Raw genomic sequence first — 21509 nt, 5'->3', positions numbered from 1 at the left:
TCATTGCTCCAGTTGAGTCAGGTCTGATGGAATTTGGCTGCCGGCCAACGGCAGGCGCAGGGTGAAGCAGGTGCCTTGGCCGAGGGTGGAGTGCACCTCCATCTGGCCCTTGTGGTTATTGGTGATGATGAAATATGACACCGACAGCCCAAGCCCGGTGCCTTGGCCGATCTCCTTGGTGGTGAAGAACGGTTCGAAGGTACGTTTGCGCACGTTTTCGCTCATGCCGATGCCGTTGTCTTCCACCTGGATCTCCGCCCAAGGTGGATTGAGGCGGGTGCGCAGGATAATGCGCCCAGGTTCACGGTCGTCTTCTCGCAGGTGAATGGCTTGAGCGGCGTTTTTCAGCAGGTTGAGCAACACTTGCTCAAGCTCGTTGGCGGTGCCTGGCACCGGGCCGAGTTGCGGGTCGAATTGGCGGATGATCGCCTGGCCCTTGAAGTCGAAACCTATCGTCAGGTCAAAGTCATTACCGGCAATTTCTACCGCTTGGTCAATCAGTGCCGGCAAGTCACAGGGCGCCATCCGGCGATTGCTGAGGCGGCTGAAACTGAGCATGTGGGTGACGATCTTCGCTGCCCGTGCGCCGGCTTGCTGAATGCCGTCGAGCAGTTGCGGCACTTCGCGGCTTTGCAGGTAACGGTTGACCGTGTCCAGTTCGATGCCTACCTGTTCGGCGTGTTCCAGGTTCTTCGGCAGGTCGGGGGACAGGCGACGGCGAATGTTCTGCACGTTGTGCAGGATCGCGCCCAGCGGGTTGTTGATCTCATGCGCCATGCCTGCGGCAAGGCCGCCGACGGAGAGCATTTTCTCCGACTGCACCATCATCTCTTCCAGGGACAAACGCTGGGTGATGTCGTCGATACGGATGACCACGCCGCGCCCGGCGCCGCCCATCAGCGGGTAAAACGTCAGGGCGTAATGCTTGGCCTCGTCGTCCTTGACCCATGTCACACGCTCAATACGTTCCACGCTGTGTTGCTCAACTGTGGCCTTGATTTGCGGCAGGTAGGGCTTGAGTGGCTGGAACGCGAGGAAGATCGGCTGGTTCAGCGCTTCGTCCAGGCGCGTGCCGGAAAGTGCGCTGGCCTCCTGGTTCCACTGCGTCACATAGAGCTGTTCGTCCAGGGCGATCAGCGCCGAGGGCATCGAGTCGATGATGCTGTTCAGGTAGTTCTGGAAACCGGTGAGCTTCTTCTCGATCTTGCTGCGCACCTGCACTTCCAGCTCCAGTTTGCGGTTGGTGTGACGCGTTTCTTCAGCCAGGCCTTGGGCTTGATCGTAAGCCGCCTGGGAGTCGTCGCGCGCGCGCTTGAGCTGCTGCTCGCGGGCCTCGATGCGCGACAGCATGGTGTTGAACGCTTCGGCCAGGCTGCCGATTTCATCATGGTTGCCGCGCCCGGCACGCAGGGCGTAGTTCTCTTCGCGGGTGACCTGGCGCGAGAGTTCTTCCAGCTCGTGGATAGGGCGGGTGATCAGGCGTTTGATCTGCCGGGCGATGACCAGCCAGAGCAACACACTGAAAATCAGGATGCCCAGGCTGGCAGTCAGTGTGCCGGTGTAGAAGGCCACCGGCAGTTCACTGCTGGCCACCAACAGCAAATGCCCGGAAGGCTGGCCGGTGCGGGGCAGGGTGATGACTTGGTTACTGCGAAACTCGGTAACGCGCCAAGCTTCGATATGCCGGTAGTTTTCCGGCAACTGCAGGCGATTGCCGTGTTGCATCTGCGCCAGGCGCGTGCCATCACCGTCGTACAACGCCGCAGCGCGCAGAGGGGAGTAGCTGGTCAGCTCATTGAGCAGGGCTTCGGCTTTGGCCGGGGATTCCAGGGCTTCACCGGCAAGGGAGGGGTTCGATACCAGCCGACCGATGGCCTGCAGCGCCTGGGGCGCCATGCTTTCCTGGGAGATCCAATAGGCGGCGCTGATAAACGTCAGGTTGGCCACCAGCAATACGGTGGTCAACAACACCAGCAGGGCGGCCAGCAGTTTCTGCCCTACCGGTAGATTTTCAAGACGCTGGCGCAGTGGCATCAGGGGTTTCCCAGGTGATAGACAGTTAGGCAGGGTAGCGCGTGCCTCAGTCGCTGGCCAATCCGCGTGCGTGCAAGTGGTCTACCAGGCGCGCTTGCAGCTGTTGCAGATGTGGCAGGACCAATTGGTGACGGGCGGCCGCTGAGCAGGCATAGCCCAGCAGATAACTGATTTCGGTGCGCCGGGCGTTGGCCACGTCCTGATACATGGAAGAGTAGTTGGCTGCAGTGGCCTGGATCACCCGTTCCACTTCGCTGTGCAACGCCTCGGCGGCTGCCGGTTGGCCGCAACACTCAAGTAGCTCGGTCAACTCGGCGCACAGGGTCGCGACTTCACATTGATGCGCTTGCAGGCCGCCATTGCGGCACTGGTACAGCACGGTCAATGGGTTGATGGCGCAATTGAGGGCCAGCTTGCGCCACAGGCGCGTAAGAATGTCGGTGCTCCATTCGTGGGGAATGCCGGCGGCGTTCAGCTCGTCCAGCCACAGCGGTGGCGTAGGGTGGCCCACGTCCCCCAGCCAGGTGTAGCCATGGCCGGCAAACACCACGCGCCAATCGCCATCGCGGAATGCGCCTTCGGTGCTGGAGGCAAAGATACAGCGCACCTGGGGAAGCTGTGCGGCCACCGCGTCCTGGCTGCCGAGGCCGTTTTGCAACAGGATCAGTTCGGCATCCGGCACCAATCGGTGTTGCAGCTTCGCGATGGCGCTTTGGGCATCGTAGGCTTTGCACGCCACCAGCAGTCGATGAATCGGCTCAGGGCTGTCAGGTGTTTCGCCGATCACCGGGTAGGTGTGTTCTACGCCTTGCTCAACCAGTGTCAGACCTTTAGCCGACTGATAGCTGGCCAGGCGCGCAGCGTCGCGCAGGATCAGTTTGACGGGCAGGCCCGCGCGGGCCAGACGGGTGGCCCAGAGTGTGCCCAGGCTGCCGGCGCCGAGAATGTGCCAGGTGGTCGACATCAGTTTATGCTCCGTGGGGTCGCTCACAGTGAACGGGGCGAAAGAACCGCTATAATGCCTCGGCATTTTAGCTCGGGCGCGCTCCATCTCTACTGAGCCCGCCCCTTATATTGGAGAAATGACATGCCTTCGTTCGACGTGGTATCCGAACTGGACAAACACGAAGTCACCAACGCCGTCGAGAACGCCGTCAAGGAACTGGACCGTCGCTATGACTTGAAAGGCAAGGGCAGCTTCGAATTCAAGGAAAAGGAACTGACCGTCAACCTGACCGCTGAAGCCGATTTCCAGCTGGAAGCGATGATCGAGATCCTCAAGCTGTCCCTGGTCAAGCGCAAGATCGACGCGCAGTGCCTTGAAATCAAAGATGCTTACGCCTCCGGCAAGCTGATGAAGCAGGAAGCGGTACTCAAGGAAGGCATCGACAAAGAGCTGGCGAAGAAAATCGTTGCGCATATCAAGGATGCCAAGCTGAAAGTGCAGGCTGCGATCCAGGGTGAGCAGGTGCGTGTGACCGGCAAGAAGCGTGATGACTTGCAGGACGCGATTGCCGCCCTGCGCGCCAAGACCTTCGACATGCCACTGCAGTTCAATAACTTCCGCGACTGATGGCACATTGCGGAACCTGTGGGCGTTTTTGACGTCCCACGCCCCAGAAACAGTGCCTACACTTGAGCCCTTCGGGGCTCATTTGCGTTTTAAGGCAGTCAATAAAGCCGCACATCCGCGCAACAGGAGAAGATAGATGGATTTGAACGCTGAAGTGGATCACCTGATCAAGACCTCACAGTCCTGGATCCCAATGATCATGGAATACGGCAGCCGGGTACTACTGGCTGTGATCACGCTGGCCATCGGCTGGTGGTTGATCAACAAACTGACCCATAAGATGGGTCGTCTGTTGGCCATGCGTAACGCTGACCTGGCGCTGCAGAGCTTTGTTACCAGCATTGTGAACATCCTGCTCAAGATCATGCTGGTGATCAGCGTGGCGTCGATGGTCGGTGTGGAAACCACTTCGTTCGTTGCGGCTATCGCAGCTGCAGGCTTTGCCATCGGCATGGCGTTGCAAGGCAGCCTGACCAACTTCGCCGGTGGCGTGCTGATTCTGTTGTTCCGTCCGTTTCGCATTGGTGACTGGATCGAAGCTCAGGGCACTTCCGGCACCGTCGACAGCATCCAGATTTTCCACACCGTGCTGCGTACCGGCGACAACAAGACCGTGATCGTGCCGAACGGCATCCTGTCCAACGGCATCATCACCAACACCAACCGCCAGCCGACCCGCAAGGTGGTGTTTGACGTGGGTGTCGACTACGAAGCCGACCTGCAGAAAGCCCGCGAAGTGCTGTTGGAGCTGGCAAAAGACCCGCGCGTGCTGGCTGATCCTGCGGCGGTAGCCGTGGTGTCGACCTTGGGCGACAGCTCGATCACGGTGTCTTTGCGTTGCTGGACCAAGACGTCAGATTACTGGGACGTGGTGTTCATGCTTAATGAACTGGCACGTGATCGGTTGAAAGGCGCAGGGATTGATATTCCTTTCCCGCAGCGAGTTATTCGAGTGATGCAGGAATCGGCGACTAAGTAACTAAGCAGCACGGTTTCGAACTTGGCCGATAGGTCAGGTTCGACGCGGGCCATTAATCTCGTTAGTTAGCTTGCTAGTTATTTTTCGAATGAAATAAAACTGCAATAAAAAAGCCGCTCCCTTGTAAACAGGGGAGCGGCTTTTTGTTTAAGGCCGAAGCCTTAAGTCATCGTTGTAATTAAACGGCCAATTACAAGATGTTCAGCGGGTATTGTGCGATCAGACGCAGTTCGTCGATAGACGCCGAACCGTAGTAAACACCGTCAGACGAACGATAGGTCGCTTGGCGGATACGCAGGCTCAGGTCTTTGGCTGGGCCGCTCTGGATCACGTATTTGCCTTCGATATCGCGTTCCCACTCTTTACCGTTCGACGTGGTGCCGGTGTTCGCGCCGCTACCCGTTACGTAACGCGTCATGAAGCTCAGGCCAGGAATGCCGAAGGTGGCCATGTTGATGTCGTAACGCGCCTGGAAGGACTTTTCGCCTTCAGCGTTGAAGTCGGAACGGGCGATGGAGTTGGCCAGGAAGATCGTGCCGCCGCCGTCGATGCCGTAGCCGTAGTCGCCGTCGCCGGTGACTTTCTGGGCTGCCAGGGTGAAGGTATGAGCGCCAATGGTGTAGGCACCCTGCAAGCTGAACGCGCGGTTGTCGAGCTTGGTGGTGTTGTCTTTCTCTGCGCGTTGCAGGCCGGCACCTTCGCTCTTGGTGTCGTAGATGTTGAAGTCGAAAGCCAGTGACTGGTCATTGCTCAGAGCATGGGTCCAGTTGACGTTGGCGTAGTATTTGCGCCAGTAGTCTTCGACTTTGGAGTAGTAGAGGCTGGTGGTGAGCTCTGGAGTCCAGGCATATACGCCGCCGACGAAGTTAGCTTCCTTGAGGCCTACGTTGCCCACGTTACTGCTGTCGCTGATACTGTCTTTGTAGGTTTGCGACTGTGCGACGATCGAAGTGAAGTGACCGGCTTCGAGCTTCAGGCCCTTGATCTCGTTGCTGGTGATCGAAACGCCCTGTGGCAGCTCTGGAAGCAAGCGGCTGTCGTCAGAGGCGAAAACAGGAGCGGTGGTGTACTGGTCGCCGATTTTCAAGACGGTATCAGAGATACGGAACTTGATGGCTGCGCCGCCCTTGGAGTAATCGTCCTGCGAACGACCGTCAGCACCCGTAGGGAACAAGCCCGTACCGGCGCGGCCCTTGCCGCTGTCGAGCTTGACGCCCAGCAGGCCAATGGCGTCAACACCTACACCGATGGTGCCTTGGGTGAAGCCCGACTGGTACAGGCCGTTGAAGCCCAGGCCGGTTTCTTCGCTGCGGCTTTGGCCGGAATCATTGTTACGTTTGTCGCGGCTGAAATACAGCGCACGCGTATTAATGCTGAAAGTGCTGTCTTCAACAAAGCCTTTGGAATCGCTTTGGGCGGACGCCATTGCGAACTGCGAGGTGCCTGCTGAAACAGCCAGGGCGATCATGCTCCACTTCATCACGCGCATCGTGATTTGCTCCTTTGGTTTTAGGAAGAGTACTGCCGTCCCACCTGTATTTTTATCTGGGCGGCTCTTTCTTTTTTGTGTCGGCGCAAAGTTATATCACGCAGACCCTATTGACGATACTGAGTCATCTATCCTTTCAGCTTCTTTACGAGGCTGTCGTAAATTGCTAGTTCCGTGTCGCAAATTCACAGCCCGAATGTCACCAGGCTGACAACTTAAGTGCTGTTTTCAGACCCCTTTCGAAGTTTGAATTCGTCCTTGGAGTGCACTCAAACGCTACTGTTTTTATCGCGAAACACTCGCTTCCAAACGGGTGCCGTTGCCGACGATACGAGTGTGAATGCAACAAGCGTGCACAAAGCCGTAACCGAATGTCATTTTTTCGTGAAAAACGTTACGGCCGTGTAAAAACCGCATAAGCACGGGCTTTTTACGTCGTTTGGTTTGGGCTTGACGCCCGGGTGTTTCACCTGTGGGGGCGTACATAAATCGTGTGCCAGAGCAAAACGTTACCGGTTCACCCCGCTGAGTGGGTAGTTGGCGGATCCCTTTGAGGCACAGGTGGGTCATTTTGGTGCATCCCGTTCAGGCCCGATTTAGCGTAGCTCAAATATTCGCCTGCCTCGAAAGGGTGCGGTTTTTTATTGAGCCGCTTCAAAGCTCCTCGTATTCGCGGTGAAGCCTTGAGCATTCGAAGGTATGCTGGGCGCCTGAACTGACTTGCCGAACGGAGTGCCCGCGTGTTCGCCTTAGATCAACGCCTGCAACAAGACACACTGGCTATTGGGGACTTCCCACTCTGCCGCCTGCTGCTGTCCAATGACGCGAATTACCCTTGGTTCATCCTGGTGCCGCGGATAAACGGTATCAGCGAAGTGTTTCAACTGGATGTCGCCGATCAACACACGTTGTGGGAAGAAACGACGGCTCTGGCACAACGGCTCAATGAAGGCCTGGCGGCCGACAAGATGAACATTGGCGCGCTGGGTAACGTCGTCAGCCAGTTGCATGTGCATGTGATCGTGCGCAAACGCGACGATGCTGCCTGGCCGGCACCGGTCTGGGGCAAGCACCCGGCCCGGCCGTATACCGAAGAGCAAGTGGCGGCGATTCGCACCCGACTGCGCGCGCTATTGCCTGCCGACTTCATCTTTACCCAGGACTGAGCCATGGACCTGCAAGACCGCGTCACCGATCTGGAAAGCCGCCTGGCGTTTCAGGACGACACCATTGAGACCCTCAATGACATCCTCGTCACCCAGCAGCGTGCGGTTGAGCGCCTGCAACTGCAGATGACGGCGCTGCTCAAGCGCCAGGAAGAAATGGGTGGGCAGTTTGAGTCATCCGAAGAAGAAGCGCCGCCGCCGCATTATTAATGCTTCAGTGCAGCGCATAAAAAAACCGCGACCCAGCAGTGCTGGATCGCGGTTTTTTATTGCGCCGAGGGTGGGAATCAGCGACGCGGCAATGCCGCGATCACGTCTTCGGCTTGCAGGCCCTTGTCGCGGTTCATGACGGAGAACTCCACGCGCTGGCCTTCGACCAGAACGCGATGACCTTCGCCGCGGATGGCCCGGAAGTGGACGAAGATATCGTCGCCCGAATCGCGGGAAATAAAGCCGAAGCCTTTGGAGGTGTTGAACCACTTGACGGTCCCGGTATCCCGGTTGGTCATGTCGTAGTTTTGCGACGCAGCGGCGGGAGACGAACGGTAGAAGCTGATGGCCAGGTGAAGAACGATGGCGACCACAGCAATCACCAGGCTGAGCAGGATGGCCGGGTGGCCGCCAACTTCAGGCATCGGTGCGAGGAGGGTGAGGGTTTGAACGACAACGGTCAGTACCAGCAGCGCGCTGACCAGGTTTTGCAGTTGATGACGCGTGCCTTTGTTCCAGTAAGGGATCACCGGTGCCAGCGTCAGGTTAAGAAGGCCGAACAAGGCCAGGTACAGAGCGTCGTGTTGTTCCAGGTAGGGAGGGCTTCCCTGTTGCAAGCTCGGTATAAAGGACAGCAGCAACGCTGCAACGCCCGTTAGCAGGTGGACGATTTTCAACATTTTGATTAACTCACGTTAAGAAGGATCACAAGGAAGAGCTGACTGGCACGGTTCGCTTCTGAACAATGGGAGGCGTTGGGCACGTGCACGGGTATCAGCCTATGTGGCGTGCCGCAGAAATAAACGGCTCACCACACGACGTCTATTTAACAGCAAAGGCTGTGCCTACTCAAATCAAGCATTTCGGGGTGTTGCGAGCGCGATGGCATTTCTGCGTCAAACACTTGTCCTAGACAGGTGCGGGCTTTTTGAACGGCATTTTTAGCGTTTTCCTACTCTGCGCAAAGGCTTGTGCGCCGCTGTCAGGCGGGGGGCAGAGGTAGGCGCAGAGGGGCGATTTGTCGCACACAAGCTGTGTGTGTCGGGCTGCGCACAGCCTGCACTCTTGCTAGAGTGGTCCTGCACCTGATCAATGAATGCTCGTCAATTGAAGGGGAAAAACATGGCAATCGATATTGGTATCAGTGAAGAAGACCGTAAATCCATCGTCGACGGACTTTCACGACTGCTGTCCGATACCTACGTACTGTATTTGAAGACCCACAACTTTCATTGGAACGTCACGGGCCCCATGTTTCGTACGCTGCACTTGATGTTTGAAGAGCAGTACAACGAACTGGCGCTGGCAGTGGACTCCATTGCCGAGCGTATCCGTGCCCTGGGTTTCCCGGCGCCGGGTGCCTATTCGATCTACGCCCGTCTGTCTTCGATCAAGGAAGAAGAGGGTGTGCCCAGCGCTGAAGAGATGATCAAGCAGCTGGTGGCGGGCCAGGAGGCGGTGACTCGCACCGCGCGCGGCATCTTCCCATTGCTTGACAAGGTCAGTGATGAGCCGACCGCGGATTTGCTGACCCAGCGTATGCAGGTTCATGAAAAAACCGCGTGGATGCTGCGTTCTCTGCTCGAAAACCAGTAAGCCAACGCCTGAGTGGCGCCGCCCTGGCGCCGCTCAGTTGTTTCGCCGCGCTTCCTAGCGTTGTCCTACGACTATCGACTCCCCGTCTTCTGGCCGCCCCGCGCATCCTGATGTTTTATAGACCCCACTGTTCCATGGGAGAAACCCATGGGCTGTTGTTTGGCAATGGAGTGTCAGGTGTATGTCACGCGGAGTGGGTAATGGAGTGATGGAAACCTGTGGTTTTCATAAGATAAAGGTCGACCCCTTTGCAAAAGGGTTCGACATGGGACTGGCCAAGCCATTATCCCGGTCGGTCAGGCTCAACGGGTTTTCCACCTGCCTGCGGCTCGAACAGATCTATTGGAATATCCTCACGGAGATAGCCAGGATCAATGCCTGCTCAGTCAGCGCGTTGTTGTCTTATGTCGATCGGGAAGTGCATTTGCGTTATGGGGGAGTGAAGAACTTCAGTGGGCTGGTCAGGGTGGTATGCGTGGTTCACGTATTAAAAGCTCACACAACCCCGATGAGCGCCGATTAATCCGGCGGTTTCGGAGCCGGCCTTCCGTCATGGTGGGCCGGCCTTGGGGCGCAAAGCCGGCTGCGCTGTGTCGATTTACCAGATATAATGCCGCGCTTTGCTACGCGTCCCGGGCTTGTCCACAGGGCTGGCGTGGCGCCGTTACGATCTGATCGCCGAGACATCTCCATGCCCATGTACGACTATCAATGTGCTTCCTGTGGTCATCAGTTGGAAGCCATTCAGAAGATCAGCGCCGCGCCGCTGGTCGATTGCCCTGCCTGCCAGGCGCCTGAGCTGAAGAAGATGTTGTCCATGCCGGGCTTCCGCCTTAGCGGTGGTGGCTGGTACGAGACCGACTTCAAGACCGGCGCCAAGAAGAATCTGGCGGTCGGCGACAAAGCAGACTGAGTTGAACTCTACGCGCAGGCTCCTGCATTATCCGTCCCCTGCTTAACTGTACGGTGACGAGGCGAGCCTCCACCGAATTTCGAATTACGAGAAGTGAAACCACTACCATGATGCGCAGCCACTATTGCGGCCAACTGAACGAGACCCTGGAAGGTCAGGAAATCACCCTTTGCGGATGGGTTCACCGTCGCCGCGACCACGGCGGGGTGATCTTCCTCGATATCCGTGATCGTGATGGTCTGGCCCAGGTGGTGTTCGACCCGGACCGCGCTGAAAGCTTCGCCGCCGCCGACCGCGTGCGCAGCGAATACGTCGTTAAAATCACCGGCAAGGTTCGCCTGCGTCCGGCCGGCGCGGTGAACGCGAACATGGCCTCCGGCGCCATCGAAGTGCTGGGTTACGAGCTGGAAGTGCTGAACGAGTCGGAAACCCCGCCGTTCCCACTCAACGAGTACTCCGATGTGGGCGAAGAAACTCGCCTGCGCTACCGCTTCCTGGACCTGCGTCGCCCGGAAATGGCCGAGAAGCTGCGTCTGCGCTCGCGCATGACCACCAGCATCCGCCGCTTCCTCGACGAAAACGGCTTCCTTGACGTCGAGACGCCGATCCTCACCCGGGCCACCCCGGAAGGCGCGCGTGACTACCTGGTGCCGAGCCGGACTCACGCCGGTTCCTTCTTCGCCTTGCCGCAATCGCCGCAGCTGTTCAAGCAACTGCTGATGGTGGCCGGCTTCGACCGTTACTACCAGATCGCCAAGTGCTTTCGCGACGAAGACCTGCGCGCTGACCGCCAGCCTGAATTCACCCAGATCGACATCGAGACCAGCTTCCTCGATGAAAAAGAGATCATGGGCCTGACCGAGCAAATGATCCGCAACCTGTTCAAGGAAGTGCTGGACCTGGAATTCGGCGAATTCCCGCACATGACCTTCGAAGAAGCCATGCGCCGCTACGGTTCCGACAAGCCAGACCTGCGTAACCCGCTGGAACTGGTGGACGTGGCCGACCAACTCAAAGCAGTCGACTTCAAGGTGTTCAGCGGCCCGGCCAACGACCCTAAATGCCGCATCGCCGCCCTGCGCGTACCTGGCGGCGCCAGCATGCCGCGCAAGCAGATCGACGACTACACCAAGTTCGTCGGCATCTACGGTGCCAAGGGCCTGGCGTACATCAAGGTCAACGAGCGTGCAAACGGCGTTGATGGCCTGCAGTCGCCAATCGTGAAAAACATTCCGCTGGACAACCTGAACGCGATCCTGGATCGCGTCGGTGCGGTCGACGGCGACATCGTGTTCTTCGGCGCCGACAAAGCCAAGATCGTCAGCGAAGCGTTGGGTGCACTGCGCATCAAGCTGGGCCACGACCTGGACCTGCTGACCTGCAAGTGGGCCCCGATGTGGGTGGTCGACTTCCCGATGTTCGAAGAGAACGACGACGGCAGCTTCAGCGCCTTGCACCACCCGTTCACGGCGCCGAAGTGCTCGCCTGAAGAGTTGGCAGCCAACCCGGCCGGCGCGCTGTCGCGTGCCTACGACATGGTCTTGAACGGCACCGAGCTGGGTGGCGGTTCGATCCGTATTCACCGCAAAGAGATGCAGCAAGCGGTATTCCGTCTGCTGGGCATCAACGAAGCGGAACAGGAAGAGAAATTCGGCTTCCTGCTCGACGCCCTGAAGTACGGCGCACCGCCGCACGGTGGCCTGGCGTTCGGTCTGGACCGCTTGGTGATGCTGATGACCGGCGCCCAGTCGATCCGTGAAGTGATCGCCTTCCCGAAAACCCAGAGTGCTGCGGACGTCATGACCCAGGCTCCAGGTGTAGTGGATGCCAAGGCGTTGCGCGAACTGCACATCCGTCTGCGCGAGACGCCGAAGGCTGAGTAAGGCTGCTGCGTGAAAGCGCACTGAGGTTTACGCAGTCTAAAAAGGCGCATCTTCGGATGCGCCTTTGCGTTACAAGGGTTGTGCTTTTAAGAGGGAAATCCTGCCTGGGGCGGGATTGTTAAGGTTTCTAGAGAATTTCGGAGTTGTGTTATGGCTGGCCATTCCAAGTGGGCGAACATCAAGCACCGCAAAGAGCGTCAGGATGCCAAGAAAGGCAAGATCTTCACCAAGTGGATTCGCGAGCTGACCGTCGCTGCCCGCCAGGGTGGCGGTGACCCGGGCTCCAACCCGCGTCTGCGCCTGGCGCTGGACAAGGCCTTGGGCGCGAACATGAGCCGCGACATCATCGACCGCGCCGTGGCCCGTGGGGCCGGCGCGGCCGACACCGACGACATGGTCGAGCTGAGCTACGAAGGCTACGGCCCGGGCGGCGTGGCGGTGATGGTCGAGTGCATGACCGACAACCGCAACCGTACTGCGGCAGCCGTGCGCCACGCGTTCAGCAAATGCGGCGGTAACCTGGGCACCGACGGTTCGGTGGCGTACCTGTTCGAGCGCAAGGGGCAGATCACCTTTGCACCGGGCGTGGATGAAGACGCACTGATCGAAGCCGCAATGGAGGCCGATGCCGACGACGTGGTGACCAACGAAGACGGCTCCATCGACGTATTCACCTCGTTCGCAGGTTTCTATGCGGTGCGCAACGCCTTGGAAGCCGCGGGTTTCAAAGGCACTGATGCGGAAATCGTGATGTTGCCGACCACCAGCGCCGAGCTGGACCTGGACGGTGCGCAGAAGGTGCTGAAGATGTTGGACATGCTCGAAGACCTGGATGACGTGCAGAACGTGTACTCGAACGCCGACATCCCGGAAGAAGTGGCAGCACAGCTGGTCTGAAGGATGATGTAGATCAAAATGTGGGAGCTGGCTTGCCTGCGATAGCATCACCTCGGTTCAGAAGAAGCACCGAGGTGTCTGCATCCCAGGCAAGCCAGCTCCCGCATTTGATCGATGTTGGCCGCAAAAATTGAGTTTTACCCAACCCGCAGGCGTTATGACTTTAATCCTAGGTATCGACCCCGGTTCGCGCATCACCGGTTTTGGCGTGGTGCAACACACCCCGCGCGGCTGCGTCTACGTCGCCTCGGGCTGCATCCGCACGGGTGCGGGCGAGTTGGCCGAGCGCCTGCAGATCGTCTATCGCGGCGTGCGTGAAGTGATCCAGACCTACGGCCCGGTGACCATGGGTATCGAAAAAGTGTTCATGGCCAAAAACGCCGACTCCGCACTCAAACTTGGCCAGGCGCGGGGCGCGGCTATCGTCGCCGGTGCCGAGGAAGGCATGGAAATCGCCGAATACACCGCGACCCAGGTCAAGCAGGCCGTGGTCGGCACCGGTGCAGCAAATAAAGAGCAAGTGCAGATGATGGTTATGCACATGCTCAAACTCACCTCAAAACCGCAGATCGACGCCTCCGACGCCCTGGCTATTGCCATTTGCCATGCGCACACTCGCTCAAGCTTGCTGCCGCATGGCCTGGGCACGGCACGCAGTCGTGGCGGGCGGCTGCGTCTCTGATAGCATCAGCGCAATCGTAATTTCCGGTCAGGCCTTGATCTGACCTCAAGCTTTAAGGATCTGAACCGTGATTGGACGCTTGCGCGGCACCCTGGCTGAGAAACAGCCGCCGCACCTGATTCTGGATGTCAATGGGTTGGGGTATGAGCTGGAAGTGCCCATGACCACCCTTTACCGCTTACCGTCGGTCGGCGAACCGCTGACCCTGCACACCCATTTGGTGGTGCGTGAAGACGCGCAATTGCTCTATGGTTTCATTGGCAAGCGTGATCGCGACTTCTTCCGCGAGTTGATTCGCCTGAACGGCGTGGGCCCCAAGCTCGCGCTGGCGTTGATGTCGAGCCTGGAAGTGGATGAGCTGGTACGTGCGGTTTCGGCCCAGGACACCTCGGCGTTGACCAAGGTGCCGGGGGTGGGCAAGAAAACCGCTGAGCGCCTGCTGGTGGAACTCAAGGACCGCTTCAAGGCCTGGGAGGTCGTACCGAGCATGTTTGCCCTGGTGCCGAACCAGCCGGATATGCCGGCAGGCCAGGTTGCCAGCGCCGAAAGCGATGCGGTCAGCGCGCTGATCTCCCTGGGCTACAAGCCGCAGGAAGCGAGCAAAGCCGTATCGGCCATCAAGGACAAGAACCTGAGCAGCGAAGACATGATCCGCCGAGCCCTGAAGGGAATGATTTAAGTGATTGAAGCTGATCGTCTGATCGCGGCCACCGGCCCGCGCGACCGTGAAGAAGTCCAGGACCGGGCCATCCGCCCGCTGAGCCTGGCCGACTACATCGGCCAGCCCACCGTGCGCGAGCAAATGGAGTTGTTCATCCAGGCGGCGCGCGGGCGCAGCGAGTCCCTGGATCACACGTTGATCTTCGGCCCGCCGGGGCTGGGTAAAACCACCTTGGCAATGATCATCGCCAATGAAATGGGCGTGTCGATCAAGTCCACCTCCGGCCCGGTGCTGGAGCGTCCGGGTGACCTGGCAGCATTGCTGACCAACCTTGAGCCGCACGACGTACTGTTTATCGACGAGATTCACCGGCTGTCGCCGATTGTCGAGGAAGTGCTGTACCCGGCCATGGAAGACTTTCAGCTCGACATCATGATCGGCGAAGGCCCGGCGGCCCGCTCGATCAAGCTCGACCTGCCGCCGTTCACGCTGGTGGGCGCGACCACCCGTGCGGGCATGCTGACCAACCCGTTGCGAGACCGTTTCGGCATTGTTCAACGTCTGGAGTTCTATAGCACTGCAGACCTGGCCACCATCGTCAGCCGTTCGGCGAGCATCCTCGGCTTGCCCCTGGACCCGGAAGGCGCGTTTGAGATCGCCCGCAGGGCGCGTGGCACGCCACGGATCGCCAACCGTTTGTTGCGGCGTGTGCGCGATTTTGCCGAGGTGCGGGCCAAGGGGCATATCACCAAGGCCGTGGCCGATCTGGCGTTGAACCTGTTGGATGTGGACGAGCATGGCTTTGATCATCAGGATCGACGTCTACTCTTGACCATGATCGAGAAGTTCGATGGCGGCCCGGTGGGCGTGGACAGCCTGGCGGCGGCGATCAGTGAAGAGCGCCACACTATTGAGGATGTGCTGGAGCCGTACCTGATCCAGCAGGGCTACATCATGCGTACGCCAAGGGGCCGGGTGGTGACGCGCCACGCCTATTTGCACTTCGGGTTAAACATTCCGTCACGATTGGGCGAGATGCCTGTAGTAGACGAATTCCTCGATGCAGTGGACGATTAAAAAGGTCACGCCAGTCGATTTATCTTAGCTTTGTGCTGTCCTAGTGGCTGGTAGCGTCATTCAGTTGCTGCAAATGTTTCAGAGAATGGAAAAAACAGTTGCCCAGCCGGATTGGCAACCTGAGGAGTAAGCACTAGAGTATGCGCGCGCAAAACGGGGATCAGTCGTTCGCACATCGCTGTCGCGTTTATTACGAGGACACCGATGCTGGCGGCATCGTTTATTACGTTAACTACCTCAAGTTCATGGAGCGGGCTCGAACCGAGCGGCTACGGGAGCTGGGCTTTGCCCAATCCCAGCTTGCAGGGGAGGATCTGTTATTCGTCGTGCATTCCAGCGAGGCGCGCTACCACGCGCCGGCGCGGTTGGACGACGAGTTGCTGGTCAGCGCTGATGTAATCGAATTGAACCGTGTCAGCCTGCGTTTTAAACAGCAAGTCAGGCGGGCAACGGATGCAACGCTGCTCTGTGAGGGGCAGTTCCTGGTGGCCTGTGTGCGCACCAATAGTTTGAAACCCCGGGCCATTCCCGAAGCTCTACGTGCGGCCTTTGCCGGCGTAAGCGGCGCGGGTAAACAATCAAAGCAGGAGATTTAGCGTGGAACCTACCGTCGTCGACCATTCCTCCATGTGGAGCCTGGTCAGCAATGCCAGTGTTGTGGTTCAACTGGTGATGCTGATCCTGGTAGCCGCATCGGTTACCTCTTGGGTCATGATTTTTCAGCGCAGCAACCTGCTGCGTGCCGGTCGACGTGCCCTGGAGAGCTTCGAGGAGCGCTTCTGGTCGGGTATCGACCTGTCCAAGCTGTACCGTCAGGCTGGCAGCAACCCGGACCCGGATTCGGGCGTCGAGCAGATCTTCCGCGCCGGTTTCAAGGAGTTCTCCCGCCTGCGCCAGCAACCGGGTGTTGACCCGGAAGCGGTCATGGAAGGCGTGGCCCGTGCCATGCGCGTCGCCATTTCCCGCGAAGAAGAGAAGCTTGAGCAAAGCTTGCCGTTCCTTGCCACCGTGGGTTCCGTCAGCCCGTACATCGGCCTGTTCGGTACTGTGTGGGGGATCATGAACTCCTTCCGCGGCCTGGCCCAGGCCCAGCAAGCGACCTTGGCCACCGTGGCCCCAGGTATCGCCGAAGCCCTGATCGCCACCGCGATCGGCTTGTTCGCTGCTATCCCCGCAGTCATTGCCTACAACCGTTTTGCCGCGCGTGGCGAAACCTTGATCAGCCGTTACTACACCTTCGCCGATGAATTCCAGGCGATCCTGCACCGTAAAGTGCACACCAGCGAAGAATAAGCAGGTAATTCCCAATGGCTTTAATCGCTCGAGCTCGCAAAAAGCGCAAGCCGGTCGCCGAGATGAACGTAGTGCCTTACATCGACGTGATGCTGGTGCTGCTGGTGATCTTCATGGTGACCGCGCCGATGCTCAATCAGGGCGTGAAAGTTGATCTGCCCAAGGTTTCCAGCGAAGCCTTGCCGCAAGACAACAACACTCAGGTCCTGACCATTTCGATCAAGGCTGACAAGACCTATTACTGGAACCTTGGCAGCGAAGTCGATACCCAGAAACAGCAGGACAAGGCCATGACCTTGCCGCAGATGACCGATGCCGTGACCAAGATCATCCGGTCCGGCAACGAAGGCGGCAAGCACACCCAGGTGTTCATTCGCGGCGACAAAGTGGTCGACTATGGCTCCGTCATGGGTGCCATGGGCGGCCTGCAGAAGGCCGGCGTGGGTAACGTTGGCTTGATTACCGAGGCGCCCTGATGCAGCAACAGCGAGAGCCGTCCGCCTCGGAAAGCTACTTCTGGCCTAGCGTCTGGGCAATTGCCCTGCACGTCCTGGTGTTTGGCATGCTGTTCGTCAGTTTTGCCATGACCCCGGACCTGCCGCCAGCCAAGCCGATCGTGCAGGCGACCCTGTATCAGCTGAAATCGAAAAGTCAGGCCACCACCCAGACCAATCAGAAGATTGCGGGTGAGGCCCAGAAGTCGGCTGCGCGCCAGACTGAAGTCGAGCAGATGGAACAGAAGAAGGTCGAGCAGGAAGCGGTGAAGGCTGCTGCGGAACAAAAGAAAGAAGAGGCGGCTCAAAAGGCCGAGGAATCGAAAAAGGCTGACGAAGCCAAGAAAGCTGACGAGGCGAAAAAGGCTGATGAAGCCAAGAAAGCCGACAAAGCTGCCGAAGCTAAAAAAGCCGAAGAGAAACAATTGGCTGATATAGCCAAGAAGAAGTCTGAAGAAGAAGCCAAGAAAGCTGCCGAAGAAGAGGCCAAGAAAAAGGCCGCTGAAGACGCCAAGAAAAAGATAGTCGAAGACGCGAAGAAAAAAGCCGCCGAAGACGCCAAGAAAAAAGCTGAAGCAGACGAGGCGAAGAAGAAAGTCGCCGACGACGCGAAGAAGAAAGCTGCCGCCGACGCCAGCAAGAAAAAGGCCCAGGAAGCAGCGCGTAAATCCGCCGAAGAGAAAAAGGCCCAGGCCTTGGCAGATTTGCTTTCCGACACGCCGCAGCGTCAGCAAGCCTTGGCCGATGAACGTGGTGATGAAGTCGCGGGCAGTTTCGACGACCTGATTCGGGCACGGGCAGCAGAAGGTTGGACACGTCCACCTTCGGCACGCAAAGGCATGACAGTAGTGCTGCAGATCGGCATGTTGCCGGACGGTACGGTGACTTCGGTCACGGTGGCCAAGTCCAGTGGTGACGGTTCGTTCGACAGTTCGGCGGTTGCCGCGGTCAAGAACATTGGCCGGTTGACCGAGATGCAGGGAATGAAACCAAGCGACTTCGCTCCCTATCGTTCATTCAAGATGACATTCACACCTGAGGATCTAGCCTTGTGAGAAACCTTCTTCGAGGAATGCTTGTCGTTATTTGCTGTATGGCAGGGATAGCGGCGGCGGATGAAAAGAACATCCTGGTCACCAGCGGTAGCGATCGGGCCACCCCGATCGCCGTAGTACCGTTCGGTTGGCAGGGCGGCAGCGTGCTGCCGGACGACATGGCTCAGATCGTCAGTGACGACCTGCGCAACTCCGGTTACTACGCGCCGATTCCAAAAGGCAACATGATCAGCCAGCCTAACCAGGCCAGCGAAGTGGTGTTCCGTGACTGGAAAGCCGTGGGCGCGCAGTACCTGATGGTCGGCAACATCACGCCGGCCGGCGGTCGTCTGCAGATCCAATACACGTTGTTCAACGTGGCCACCGAGCAGCAGGTCTTGACCGGCAGCGTATCGGGCACCGCCGAGCAACTGCGGGACATGGCGCACTACATCTCGGACCAGTCGTTTGAAAAGCTCACCGGTATCAAAGGTGCTTTCTCGACGCGTCTGCTTTATGTAACGGCTGAGCGTTTCTCCGTAGACAACACTCGTTATACATTGCAGCGTTCGGACTACGACGGTGCACGGGCTGTGACCTTGCTGCAATCGCGTGAGCCAATCCTGTCGCCGCGCTTCGCACCGGATGGCAAGCGTATTGCCTATGTGTCGTTCGAACAGCGCCGTCCGCGCATTTTCGTGCAGCATATCGATACGGGCCGTCGTGAGCAGATCACCAACTTCGAAGGCCTCAACGGCGCACCTGCGTGGTCTCCGGATGGTTCGCGCCTGGCGTTCGTGCTGTCCAAAGACGGCAACCCGGATATCTACGTGATGAACATGGCTTCGCGCCAGATCAGCCGTGTTACCAGCGGCCCTGGCATCAACACCGAGCCGTTCTGGGGTAAAGATGGTTCTACTATCTACTTCACCTCTGACCGGGGCGGCAAGCCACAGGTCTACAAGGCAAATGTGAACGGCGGCAGCGCGGAACGAGTGACCTTTATCGGTAACTACAACGCAAATCCGAAGCTTTCGGCTGATGAAAAGACGTTGGTGATGATTCACCGTCAGGATGGTTTCACTAATTTCCGGGTTGCGGCCCAGGATTTGCAGCGCGGAACGGTAAAAATCCTTACAGATACCAACCTTGATGAGTCAGCTACTGTTGCGCCCAACGGCACCATGGTAATCTACGCCACCCGCCAGCAGGGCCGGGGAGTCTTGATGCTCGTATCCATTAATGGACGCGTAAGGCTCCCACTTCCTACCGCACAAGGCGAAGTCAGAGAACCATCCTGGTCCCCTTACCTGAACTGACGCGGCGCTACAAAAAGAAGTACTTAACACACTGGGGTTCATTAGGAGTTTCACGATGGAAATGCTGAAGTTTGGTAAGTTTGCTGCTCTGGCTCTGGCTCTGTCCGTAGCCGTTGGTTGCTCCTCTAAAGGCGGCGACAATGCCGGTGAAGGCGCAGCTGTTGATCCAAACGCTGGTTACGGCGCTAACACTGGTGCAGTTGACGGCTCCCTGAGCGAAGAAGCTGCTCTGCGCGCTATCACCACTTTCTACTTCGAATACGACAGTTCGGACCTGAAACCAGAAGCCATGCGCGCTCTGGACGTTCACGCGAAGGACCTGAAAGCTAACGGCGCTCGCGTTGTTCTGGAAGGTAACACTGACGAACGTGGTACTCGTGAGTACAACATGGCACTGGGCGAGCGTCGTGCGAAAGCCGTTCAGCGCTACCTGGTACTGCAAGGTGTTGCTCCAGGCCAACTGGAACTGGTTTCCTACGGTAAAGAGCGTCCAGTTGCTACTGGCCACGACGAGCAGTCCTGGGCTCAAAACCGTCGCGTCGAACTGCGTAAGTAATTCGTCATGCGAACGTGCCGTCGTGCTCTAACTGTATTGGCTCTCAGCCTCGCACCGCTCGCGGTGTGGGCTGCGGTTCCTGTGGAAGATAGCAACTCTGGCTATAACAATAGCGGGAGCAGTTATCCGCCAGCGGGTTATGGCACGAACGGCGCCTATGCTGGGGGAGCGGCTACGTCCGCTCCCTCGGCACAGGGCGAACTGTTCAACCAGCTGCAACGCATGCAGGATCAATTGTCGCAGCAACAAGGCGCGATTGAGGTTCTGCAAAATCAAGTGAACCAGCTGAAGCAAGAAGGCCTGGAGCGATACCAGGATCTTGATCGACGCATTGGAGCCGGTGTTACACCTGCCGCCACTCCTGATAATTCTTCTGCCGGTGGCGCACCAAGCGCCGCCGGTGGTGCAGCGGCGGGGGCCGCGGCTGCAAGCCAAGCCCCTGCCGCCAGCAGCGAACCGGGTGATCCGGCCAAAGAAAAGCTGTATTACGATGCAGCCTTCGACCTGATCAAAGCCAAGGATTTCGATAAAGCCAGCCAGGCTTTTACCGCATTCCTGCGCAAATACCCGAACAGCCAATACGCGGGCAACGCCCAGTATTGGTTGGGCGAGGTCAACTTGGCCAAGGGTGATTTGCAAGGTGCAGGCCAGGCGTTTGCCAAGGTCAGCCAGCTTTACCCAAAGCATGCCAAGGTGCCTGATTCGCTGTACAAACTCGCTGACGTAGAACGCCGCCTGGGTCATACCGACAAGGTCAAAGGCATTCTCCAGCAGGTCGTTGCCCAATACCCGGGGACGTCCGCTGCCCAGTTGGCCCAGCGGGATCTGCAGCGCTTGTAAGCGATGCTTTCCCGTTTAGAAGAAACCCGCGCCTGGCGCGGGTTTTTTCGTTAGAATCCACGCCCTTTTATGAAACACGCTTCCTGGGGTTTACGCGTTGGCGCAATCCCTTGAAGTGCCTGACGGAGGCGGACAGCCTGTTTAGCTGTTACGCCCGTGGCGACTATGCAAGACACATTACGTATTACCGAAGTTTTTTACTCGTTGCAGGGTGAAACGCGAACTGCTGGCCTGCCCACCGTATTTGTACGGCTGACCGGCTGCCCTTTGCGTTGCCAATACTGTGACAGCGCCTACGCCTTCAGCGGCGGCACCGTGCGCAGCCTCGACGACATTCTCGAGCAGGTTGCCGGCTTTAAGCCGCGCTACGTCTGTGTCACTGGCGGCGAGCCCCTGGCCCAACCCAATGCCATCCCGTTGCTTAAGCAGCTGTGTGACGCCGGTTACGAGGTCTCGCTGGAAACCAGCGGCGCCTTGGACATCTCGGCGGTGGACCCGCGCGTCAGCCGAGTGGTCGACCTCAAGACCCCAGGCTCCAAAGAGGCGCACCGTAACCTCTACGAGAACATGGACCTGCTGACGGCCAACGATCAGGTCAAGTTCGTGATCTGTTCCCGTGACGATTATGACTGGGCGGCTTCCAAGCTGATCCAGTACGGCCTGGACCGTCGCGCAGGTGAGGTGCTGTTCTCTCCGAGCCATCACGACCTGAACGCCCGCGACCTGGCCGACTGGGTAGTGGCGGACAACCTGCCGGTGCGCCTGCAATTGCAACTGCATAAATACCTGTGGAACGACGAACCGGGGCGCTGA

Annotated in this window: 24 protein-coding genes; 20 read left to right on the top strand and 4 right to left on the bottom strand. The window is 58.4% G+C overall.

Features of this window, described 5'->3' with window-relative positions; genetic code table 11:
* Positions 1-2034, bottom strand: coding sequence for a sensor histidine kinase (locus ACA065_RS24550; RefSeq protein ID WP_497691893.1), 2034 nt, complete (start codon positions 2032-2034; stop codon positions 1-3).
* 46 nt (positions 2035-2080) lie between these two features.
* Positions 2081-2998 (bottom strand): putative 2-dehydropantoate 2-reductase, encoded by a 918-nt coding sequence (locus ACA065_RS24545; RefSeq protein ID WP_497691892.1) that lies wholly within the window; start codon positions 2996-2998, stop codon positions 2081-2083.
* Between the two features lie 123 nt (positions 2999-3121).
* Between ACA065_RS24545 and ACA065_RS24540 the strand changes: the two genes are divergently transcribed.
* On the top strand, positions 3122-3607 hold the full coding sequence (locus tag ACA065_RS24540) for a YajQ family cyclic di-GMP-binding protein (protein WP_053135814.1): 486 nt from the start codon (positions 3122-3124) through the stop codon (positions 3605-3607).
* A 136-nt stretch (positions 3608-3743) separates the two neighbouring features.
* Positions 3744-4586: a mechanosensitive ion channel family protein gene (locus ACA065_RS24535; protein WP_497691891.1), complete on the top strand. Its 843-nt coding sequence runs from the start codon at positions 3744-3746 to the stop codon at positions 4584-4586.
* Between the two features lie 190 nt (positions 4587-4776).
* Here ACA065_RS24535 and ACA065_RS24530 read toward each other — a convergent pair whose 3' ends face one another.
* On the bottom strand, positions 4777-6075 hold the full coding sequence (locus ACA065_RS24530; RefSeq protein WP_497691890.1) for an OprD family porin: 1299 nt from the start codon (positions 6073-6075) through the stop codon (positions 4777-4779).
* Between the two features lie 740 nt (positions 6076-6815).
* Between ACA065_RS24530 and ACA065_RS24525 the strand changes: the two genes are divergently transcribed.
* Positions 6816-7241, top strand: coding sequence for an HIT domain-containing protein (locus ACA065_RS24525; RefSeq protein WP_497691889.1), 426 nt, complete (start codon positions 6816-6818; stop codon positions 7239-7241).
* Positions 7242-7244: 3 nt separating this feature from the next.
* Positions 7245-7451 carry a SlyX family protein gene (locus ACA065_RS24520; RefSeq protein ID WP_017847119.1) on the top strand — a complete coding sequence of 69 codons (207 nt, stop codon included), beginning with the start codon at positions 7245-7247 and terminating at the stop codon, positions 7449-7451.
* A 77-nt stretch (positions 7452-7528) separates the two neighbouring features.
* On the opposite strand, the gene ACA065_RS24515 is transcribed toward ACA065_RS24520, so the two are convergent.
* Positions 7529-8131, bottom strand: a complete 603-nt coding sequence (locus ACA065_RS24515) for a cold-shock protein (RefSeq protein WP_083356990.1) — start codon at positions 8129-8131, stop codon at positions 7529-7531.
* A 442-nt stretch (positions 8132-8573) separates the two neighbouring features.
* Here ACA065_RS24515 and ACA065_RS24510 point away from each other — a divergent pair, with 442 nt between their 5' ends.
* The 16 genes from ACA065_RS24510 to queE all read left to right on the top strand — a co-directional run bounded on the left by ACA065_RS24510 (position 8574) and on the right by queE (position 21509).
* Positions 8574-9047 carry a Dps family protein gene (locus tag ACA065_RS24510; protein WP_003193874.1) on the top strand — a complete coding sequence of 158 codons (474 nt, stop codon included), beginning with the start codon at positions 8574-8576 and terminating at the stop codon, positions 9045-9047.
* 181 nt (positions 9048-9228) lie between these two features.
* A complete protein-coding gene (locus tag ACA065_RS24505; RefSeq protein WP_497691888.1) occupies positions 9229-9570 on the top strand; it encodes a ribbon-helix-helix domain-containing protein in 342 nt (113 codons plus the stop codon).
* A 168-nt stretch (positions 9571-9738) separates the two neighbouring features.
* Positions 9739-9960 carry an FmdB family zinc ribbon protein gene (locus ACA065_RS24500; RefSeq protein ID WP_497691887.1) on the top strand — a complete coding sequence of 74 codons (222 nt, stop codon included), beginning with the start codon at positions 9739-9741 and terminating at the stop codon, positions 9958-9960.
* A 107-nt stretch (positions 9961-10067) separates the two neighbouring features.
* Complete coding sequence (gene aspS / locus ACA065_RS24495) at positions 10068-11843, top strand: aspartate--tRNA ligase (protein WP_497691886.1); 1776 nt, start codon at positions 10068-10070, stop codon at positions 11841-11843.
* Between the two features lie 150 nt (positions 11844-11993).
* The gene (locus tag ACA065_RS24490; RefSeq protein WP_497691885.1) at positions 11994-12740 is read left to right on the top strand and encodes a YebC/PmpR family DNA-binding transcriptional regulator; all 747 of its coding nucleotides are present in this window, start codon (positions 11994-11996) and stop codon (positions 12738-12740) included.
* A gap of 157 nt (positions 12741-12897) precedes the next feature.
* Entirely contained in the window at positions 12898-13422 is a 525-nt protein-coding gene (ruvC, locus tag ACA065_RS24485) for a crossover junction endodeoxyribonuclease RuvC (protein ID WP_024077147.1), read from the top strand.
* Positions 13423-13489: 67 nt separating this feature from the next.
* Complete coding sequence (ruvA, locus tag ACA065_RS24480; RefSeq protein ID WP_025854761.1) at positions 13490-14101, top strand: Holliday junction branch migration protein RuvA; 612 nt, start codon at positions 13490-13492, stop codon at positions 14099-14101.
* Positions 14102-15160: a Holliday junction branch migration DNA helicase RuvB gene (gene ruvB / locus ACA065_RS24475; protein ID WP_122306421.1), complete on the top strand. Its 1059-nt coding sequence runs from the start codon at positions 14102-14104 to the stop codon at positions 15158-15160.
* Between the two features lie 140 nt (positions 15161-15300).
* Entirely contained in the window at positions 15301-15756 is a 456-nt protein-coding gene (gene ybgC / locus ACA065_RS24470) for a tol-pal system-associated acyl-CoA thioesterase (protein ID WP_497691884.1), read from the top strand.
* A gap of 1 nt (position 15757) precedes the next feature.
* Positions 15758-16453: a protein TolQ gene (gene tolQ, locus ACA065_RS24465; RefSeq protein ID WP_048727035.1), complete on the top strand. Its 696-nt coding sequence runs from the start codon at positions 15758-15760 to the stop codon at positions 16451-16453.
* Between the two features lie 23 nt (positions 16454-16476).
* Positions 16477-16929, top strand: coding sequence for a protein TolR (gene tolR, locus ACA065_RS24460; RefSeq protein WP_161630238.1), 453 nt, complete (start codon positions 16477-16479; stop codon positions 16927-16929).
* A complete protein-coding gene (gene tolA, locus ACA065_RS24455; protein WP_497691883.1) occupies positions 16929-18002 on the top strand; it encodes a cell envelope integrity protein TolA in 1074 nt (357 codons plus the stop codon). Before tolR ends, tolA begins: the two co-directional genes overlap by 1 nt.
* A gap of 17 nt (positions 18003-18019) precedes the next feature.
* Positions 18020-19300, top strand: a complete 1281-nt coding sequence (gene tolB, locus ACA065_RS24450) for a Tol-Pal system beta propeller repeat protein TolB (RefSeq protein WP_205900072.1) — start codon at positions 18020-18022, stop codon at positions 19298-19300.
* Positions 19301-19355: 55 nt separating this feature from the next.
* Complete coding sequence (pal, locus tag ACA065_RS24445; RefSeq protein ID WP_003209827.1) at positions 19356-19856, top strand: peptidoglycan-associated lipoprotein Pal; 501 nt, start codon at positions 19356-19358, stop codon at positions 19854-19856.
* Positions 19857-19862: 6 nt separating this feature from the next.
* Positions 19863-20696 carry a tol-pal system protein YbgF gene (ybgF, locus tag ACA065_RS24440; protein ID WP_497691882.1) on the top strand — a complete coding sequence of 278 codons (834 nt, stop codon included), beginning with the start codon at positions 19863-19865 and terminating at the stop codon, positions 20694-20696.
* Positions 20697-20861: 165 nt separating this feature from the next.
* Positions 20862-21509, top strand: coding sequence for a 7-carboxy-7-deazaguanine synthase QueE (gene queE / locus ACA065_RS24435; RefSeq protein ID WP_497691881.1), 648 nt, complete (start codon positions 20862-20864; stop codon positions 21507-21509).

It is taken from the genome of Pseudomonas sp. LBUM1640 (genome assembly GCF_059716225.1).
The sequence above is the reverse complement of the archived record's forward strand: the minus strand, read 5'-3'. Positions and strand labels throughout refer to the sequence as shown.